5 protein-coding genes and 1 pseudogene are annotated in these 6,341 nt (G+C 68.8%); 3 read left to right on the forward strand and 3 right to left on the reverse strand.

Going from position 1 to position 6,341, the window contains the following annotated elements:
• Positions 1-77 precede the first annotated feature (77 nt).
• Positions 78-959 carry an SDR family oxidoreductase gene (locus tag ACFXJ5_RS41045; RefSeq protein ID WP_384643626.1) on the forward strand — a complete coding sequence of 294 codons (882 nt, stop codon included), beginning with the start codon at positions 78-80 and terminating at the stop codon, positions 957-959.
• A 19-nt stretch (positions 960-978) separates the two neighbouring features.
• Positions 979-1,588, forward strand: a pseudogene (locus ACFXJ5_RS41050) (helix-turn-helix domain-containing protein); the annotation flags it as partial.
• A 961-nt stretch (positions 1,589-2,549) separates the two neighbouring features.
• Here ACFXJ5_RS41050 and ACFXJ5_RS41055 read toward each other — a convergent pair.
• Both ACFXJ5_RS41055 and ACFXJ5_RS41060 read right to left on the reverse strand, forming a co-directional pair.
• Complete coding sequence (locus tag ACFXJ5_RS41055) at positions 2,550-3,689, reverse strand: caspase, EACC1-associated type (protein WP_384643629.1); 1,140 nt, start codon at positions 3,687-3,689, stop codon at positions 2,550-2,552.
• The gene (locus ACFXJ5_RS41060; RefSeq protein ID WP_384643632.1) at positions 3,686-4,051 is read right to left on the reverse strand and encodes an effector-associated constant component EACC1; all 366 of its coding nucleotides are present in this window, start codon (positions 4,049-4,051) and stop codon (positions 3,686-3,688) included. Before ACFXJ5_RS41060 ends, ACFXJ5_RS41055 begins: the two co-directional genes overlap by 4 nt.
• A 1,294-nt stretch (positions 4,052-5,345) precedes the next feature.
• Here ACFXJ5_RS41060 and ACFXJ5_RS41065 point away from each other — a divergent pair.
• Positions 5,346-5,810: a hypothetical protein gene (locus ACFXJ5_RS41065; protein WP_384643635.1), complete on the forward strand. Its 465-nt coding sequence runs from the start codon at positions 5,346-5,348 to the stop codon at positions 5,808-5,810.
• 187 nt (positions 5,811-5,997) lie between these two features.
• Here ACFXJ5_RS41065 and ACFXJ5_RS41070 read toward each other — a convergent pair whose 3' ends face one another.
• Entirely contained in the window at positions 5,998-6,225 is a 228-nt protein-coding gene (locus ACFXJ5_RS41070; RefSeq protein WP_384643638.1) for a hypothetical protein, read from the reverse strand.
• Positions 6,226-6,341 lie beyond the last annotated feature (116 nt).

Here is a 6,341-nt window from a genome sequence, read left to right on the forward strand (position 1 = left end):
CCTATGCGATGGGACTCTTGTCCCGTCACCCTGCTAGGGTGACGGGACAAGAGTCCCATCACTTGCGGGAGAGTTCCATGCGCGTTTTTGTCACCGGTGGCACCGGTCTGATCGGGTCCGCCGTCGTCGCCGAGCTCCTCGGCAACGGCCACACCGTCCTCGCGCTCGCCCGCTCCGACGCGTCGGCGCGGGCCGCCGAGGCGGCCGGTGCCGAGCCGCTGCGGGGAGCTCTCGCCGATCTGGACATCCTTCGCGCCGGCGTCGCACAGGCCGACGGGGTGATCCACCTGGCATTCGGCAACGACTTCAGCAGCCCCGACGCCCTCGCACAGTCGGTCGCCGAGGAAAGTGCCGCCCTCGCGACCCTCGGCGAGGAACTCGTCGGCAGCGACCGCCCCTTCGTCACCGTCTCGGGTACGCCCCGTGCGCCGGGCCGCGTCTCCACCGAGGCCGACCCGCTACCGGCCGACGGGCCGGTCGGTGGTCGCGGTCGCGCGGTCACGGCGGTCCTGGGCCTGGCCTCGCGCGGGGTCCGGAGCACGGCCGTACGCATGCCGCGCACGGTTCACCACCAGGGCACGGGCGGGTTCGCCGGTCTGTTGACCACCATCGCACGCCGGACCGCGGTGTCCGGCTACCCGGGCGACGGCGCACAGCGCTGGCCGGCCGTGCACGCACTCGACGCGGCAGTCCTCTTCCGGCTCGCCCTGGAGCAGGCCGAAGCCGGTACCTCCTGGCACGCCGTGGCCGACGAGGGAGACACGGTGCGTGACATCGCGGCGGTCATCGGCCGACGGCTGGGTCTGCCGGTCGAGTCGGTGCCGGAGCAGACCTACGGCCCCCTCGGCCCGATCTTCGCGACCGACCAGCCCTCGTCCAGCACCCACACCCGGCAGGCGCTCGGCTGGGAGCCGAAGCACCCCGGCCTTCTGGAGGACCTGGAGAACATCCAGCCCTGACCCACACCGTAATGCACCCCTGACCGAGACCGGACGGCTGCGTCTGGCCCGTTGCGTCGTCGAGGACGGCCGGCCGCTGCGACGCGCCGCTGAACGCTTCCAGGTCTCACCCACGACCGCCCGGCGATGGGCTGACCGCTACCGGGTCATGGGCGAGGCCGGGGATGGCCGACCGCTCGTCGCGCCCGCGCACCAGCCCCACACCGACCGAACGGCGCATCATCAAGGTCCGGGTGTTGCGGCGTTTCGCATCGCCGGCCTGCTCGGCCTGGTGCCCGCCACCGTGCACCGCTTCCTGACCCGCTACGGCCCGGCCCGACTGAGCCACCTGGACCGGGCCACCGGCCACGTCATCCGCCGCTACGAACGCGACCGGCCCGGCGAACTGGTGCACGTGGACATCAAGAAACTCGGCAACATCCCCGACGGCGGCCGCCACACAATCCTCGGCCGCCAAGCCGGACGCAAGACACGTTCCGGCGCCGGCTACCGGGGCCCCCGGCAGAACGCTGGGGGACTACATCCACACCACCGTCGACGACCACTCCCGCCTCGCCTACAGTGAGATCCACGCCGACGAGAAGAAAGAGACCGCCACCACGTTCTGGACCCGTGCTAACTCTCGCTTCGGTGCCCCACTTTTCCCGTCACGACACTGTCTGGGTTTCAGCAGGTCAGCAGGGCATTGTGGTGACAGAGGCTGAGAGGTGAGCGGGACACCGATTGAGAAATCGCAGCGCGTTGCAGTGAGAGTTCCAATAGGAAGAGCTTCCTGACCTGGCGTTTTACCGGCCAGCCTGATGGAATCACCCCGTCTGCGCGGGGAAGAGCCCCGGATCCACCGCAACCACGTCCATCAGCCCGATGCACCCCCGCATACGCGGGGAAGAGCACACCGCCCGCCACCGCCCGAGGAGAAGAGACGATGCACCCCCGCATACGCGGGGAAGAGGCTTGCTGAACTGCAAGTTCTGCGGAGTTGGGCGTCGTTTTTCTTCGGTCGGGATCGGTCTGGGGGGTGTTCGGGGCCCGTATGCGGCGACTTTCGGGCTGCTGGTGGTGCGGACGGTTGTCCGGTCAGCGTGCTGATCGGGGCGCTGGGGCGATTGAACGTGGGGGCGGCCAGCGGCTGGCCGTCTGGGTCCGGTTCGGTTGCGGTTTTCTGATGTGTCGCAGCCTTGTCGGAGAGTTGTCGGACACCGCGATTGGAATCGGCCAATTCCGGAGCAAGTTGGGGTCAGTTCGGCCCATGACTGCAACACTCTGTGACTGCGGTGGGTGGCCTGCCGCGATGGATCTCGGGGGTGTTCGTATGGCGGGTCGTCCTGACAAGTACTACCGAGCGGGTCACTGGGTGAATCGGTCGGCTGGCGGTCGGAAGCCGGTGAAGAAGTCCATGACGGGTCTGATCGTGGTCGGCTTGCTGGTGGTTGGCGCGTGGTTGGGGTTGTTCTCCAACGGCTCGGATGCTTCGACGCAGCAGCCTGCCTCGTCGACGTCGTCGGCGCCGTCGGGACGCTGAGAGCAAGCGTCCGGAGGTGAGGACCGTCAGGTGGCGGTTGCTGCGGACAGCTCTTCGAGGGCGGTTGGCTACGTGCCGCCTGACTGGCGTTTTCTGGCCCCGGGCCTGCCGCGCCACCACGTCGGCTTGGGATTCTTTGTGGCCGCCGGCGGGACGGTGGTGGCCTGCGGGGGTTCTGCGGTTCGCAGGCGTTCCCAGGCAGCCTTCCAGGCATCTGCCTGCTCGCGGGGCACGCCGCAAACGGCCAGGAAGGTGCTGGTGGTCTTCCAGGTTTTCGGGAGCGTCGTGCGGTTGAGCAGGCGGCTGAATGCGCCTGCTCCGATGGGTGGTTCGGCCTTGTCGCTGAGGGACTGGAGGGTCTTGCCGCTGATCACCCGGCACTCGATGAGCGCGTCCAGGAACATGCGAGACGTGTGGAAGCCGCCGGGATCAGGCCAGCGGTGATCACCCGGCCTTGGGGGAGAGGTAGTGGCCCCGGGCTGGTAGGCGTGGTTGCGGGCGAACACCAGGCTGCCTGCGGTGTTGCGGTCGCGTTTTTGCGGTAGCGGCCGGCCCTTGGCCCGCAGCACCGACCGCAGGTGGGCGTAGACCGTCTCCAGGTCCAGCTCCGGCGGGCCGCCGTCAATGCCCCGCGTCAGGACGTGCAGGAGTTCGCCGGTGAACGCCGTGAAGGTCTCGCCGGGCGGAGCCAGGGCGCTGCCGTTTTCCGGCGCGGCGGCCAACAGGTAGCTGCCATCGATCTCCGCCTGGTCGACCAGCGTTCCGGGCCCGCTCATCAACCCCAGAGCCCGGCCGCTGAAACAGCAGTCCAACACGACCACATACCGCTGCGCCCGTCCCTGGGCGATGATGTCCCGCAGCGACTGGTAGAGAACACCGGTATGGCTGAGACCGGGTACCGAGTCGGGCAGGCCGAAGAACAGCTCACCGCGGCTGTCGGTCAGGCCGTGCCCGGCGAAGTACACCAGCAGGGTGTCCCGCACCGCTCCGGCCGCCTCCCACACCGGACCCAGCATGTCCCGCGCGTGGGCTGGCTCCGCGATCACCGTGCAGTGGTCTTCCGGCAGGCCCCACGAGCCGGCGCCGGTCACCGCGGCGGCCAGGGCGGGAAGATTGTTCGCCACGCCCGGCAGCGGCTCCAGCGCCGTGTATCGGCTCACCCCCACTAGGACCGCCCGCGACGAGGACGGGTCGGGCCGGGCGCTCACGGCTGCTCCTGTTCCCCGCCCGGCTCTTCGAGCATGGCGAGTACACGCTGCACTTCGGCATCGGAGTACTCCGTCATGCTCACCTCGACGCCACCGCGCCGGATCGTGATGCGCGGCGGCCGCGGCCGGGTCTGCCGCCACGCGAGCACCGACAGGACGAACGAGGCCGCGCTCCACCCGTTGTCCGTCACCAACTGCACCGCTTCAACCCAGCCGCCCATCGCACCCGCCTGCGCAGGCCGCTCCAGCAGCGACACAGCCGCTGCTGCGCGGACCGCAGGCTCCTGACGTAACCAGCCCTGCAGCAAACGCAATTCCGCTTCTTCCTGCGCGCCGCCGTCCACTCGTACCTCAACCAGCACTGCCCTGCTCCTCTCGTTGCCACCCCGCGTGGTCATGGGGGGCGGTCCATGTGGTGTCCGCATCCTGCCCACCTCGGCGGTCCTCCTCACCGCTAGATGAGGAGCACGCTGCACGGAGACGGCTGTGCGGTCGGAGGAGATATCCCGGCTGCGCCGGGAGGGCTTCGCAGGTAACCAACTCGGACAGGAGAGCAACCGACACCCCCGTCTGCACGGGACTGTCCGAAGACCGTGGTGATCGACCGGGGCAGGGCGGAACCACCCCCCGTTTACCGGGCACTCCACCTGTTCGGACTCTTGGGGCCGCCCTGACGGGAGTCACCTCCTCCTGAGCGGAGATCTACGCCTGACCGACTCGGCCCGGCCCTGCACCACGGTGCACCCCCGTCTGCACGGGAAAGAGGTCTTGCCGTAGACGGCTTCGTCGTCCATCGAGGAGCCACCCCCGCTGCGCGGGGAGTACCAGAGGCATCGAAACTACGTCCCTAAGCGGTTGAGCCCAGATGCCCGCGGCGCGGCCCCAGGTCGCGGACCGGTGGGTCACGTCCCAGTCGGCGCGCGTGGTGACGCAGTGGATCAGCAGGAAGAACAGGCGGTGTTGCAGGATCCACCTCGGCCGGGCGGCCGCTGGCCTGGCGGGCCCTGGGGACGGCCTGCCCGCTGACGGGGGGCCACTTACGTTTGCAGGGCGGAGCTGCGCTCCTGTTCCGGCTGCTCGATCTGCTGCCCGGCGGCGAGACCGGCCTGGCCGGCCTCCCCGCACTGGATCGCTGACAGCACCCGGCTTGCAGGTCGGGTATGCCCGCGATGACCTGGAGGAGATCATGCTTCATTTCCCTCGCGGTGCCCTGATCTGGGCCGACTGGTGGATCGCATCGATGACGAGTTCGAGCGTCGTACTCTGCCGGACCCTGGTCGCATCGGTGAACAGACGGTGGGGGGCTGGTGGTGGTCAAGAATCCGAGAGCGCTGAGGCTGTTCACGGAGGCGTAACGCGTGGTGGTCGCGCTGCTCCCTGCACCCGCGGGGATGGTCCCGCCCTGTGGGGGACCTCGCTCAACTCGTTGTCGCCTGCTCCCTGCACCCGCGGGGATGGTCCCTCGCCTTAGGTGGCGGTGGTGTGGGCGGCGCCCGGGGAGAGCACACGCAAGTCCGGCTCGGAGCCCCCGTGTGGGCCATTAGCTTGTGAATGACTTTTGATTCGCGGTTGATTGACAGGACCTCACGTGCCATCCTGTCAGTCCCGGGTCAATCAGCAGTTAATCCGGGGTCATTTCTCAGAGGGGGGGTACAGATGGACCTGACCATCACCTTGAAGGGGGCGTCGGAGGACTTCGCCCGCCAGGTGCTGGCGATGTTCGTCGGAGCCGAAGGTGTGGTGGTCTCTACGGAGCCCGCGGACACCGAGTGGACGGCGGACCGCGCGTACCGGCTGCTCCGCATGACGAACGCGCGGTCGCTCCTGCTGATCGACACCGCGGTGAATGGAAACGGCTGGGTGGACGGCCCCGCCTACCGCAAGGAGTTTGGCGAGCAGGCGCTGCGTGGGCCGTCGGCTACCATCACCAAGGCCATCAAGCGCGGCGCGGCCGAGGGCCTGTGGTCGTCGGACATCCCGCACCCGCTGCGCGCGACCACCCCGGCCCCCGGCCAGGGCTGGTCGAAGACCGGCGGCTACTTCCTTGACGCCAAGCACCTGCCGGTTTTCCGGACCGCGATGGAGCGGTACGCGCAGGACAGCGCAGCCAGGGAGAAGTAGCAGCCGCAGAGAGGGCCCGGTCAGGTCACCTGTGGGGTGGCCGAGCCCTCGGCACGCTCGATCACCGGCCGGGCCAGCCGTAAGTTCCTCGACGGCCAGCAGGCCTGCCGATCGGCATCTGGAGATTACCCAGAGGCTGGGATCACACCCCTCGGGTGAGGCGCCATGCCCCGATCTGCGGCTGTGGTCATCGCCGCCTCACGGCCCGGGCTGCTACGCCGGTGACGGTCGCCAACGCGGCCACGACGGCGGCGCCGACGCCCAAGGGCTCGCCCAGCGATGGATGGAGGTGGACGAGGTAGATAGCGGCGCCGGCGATCAGCAGTCCCACCACCATGGCGAGCAGCAGTAGGTACACGCGCAACGTCTCGTGCTCGTCGTCGCGCGGAGCGGGCACGTTCGAGTTCGATGTCATCGAGTTCGGATACTTTCGCAATTACTGACTTCTTCGGGGTGTTGTCGGGTGCTGGGTGAGACTGAAGCCGGTGCCGGCGAGGCACCCGTCGACGAGTTCGGGATGACGCTGGATGT

This window comes from Streptomyces sp. NPDC059373, from assembly GCF_042751495.1.
GTDB lineage: Bacteria > Actinomycetota > Actinomycetes > Streptomycetales > Streptomycetaceae > Actinacidiphila.

What these genes read in the sequence shown, in the direction of transcription:
- ACFXJ5_RS41065 (WP_384643635.1), top strand. Translation starts at nt 5,346, where the DNA reads ATGGACCTGACCATCACCTTGAAGGGGGCGTCGGAGGACTTCGCCCGC.
- ACFXJ5_RS41070 (WP_384643638.1), bottom strand. Translation starts at nt 6,225, where the DNA reads ATGACATCGAACTCGAACGTGCCCGCTCCGCGCGACGACGAGCACGAG.
- ACFXJ5_RS41045 (WP_384643626.1), top strand. Translation starts at nt 78, where the DNA reads ATGCGCGTTTTTGTCACCGGTGGCACCGGTCTGATCGGGTCCGCCGTC.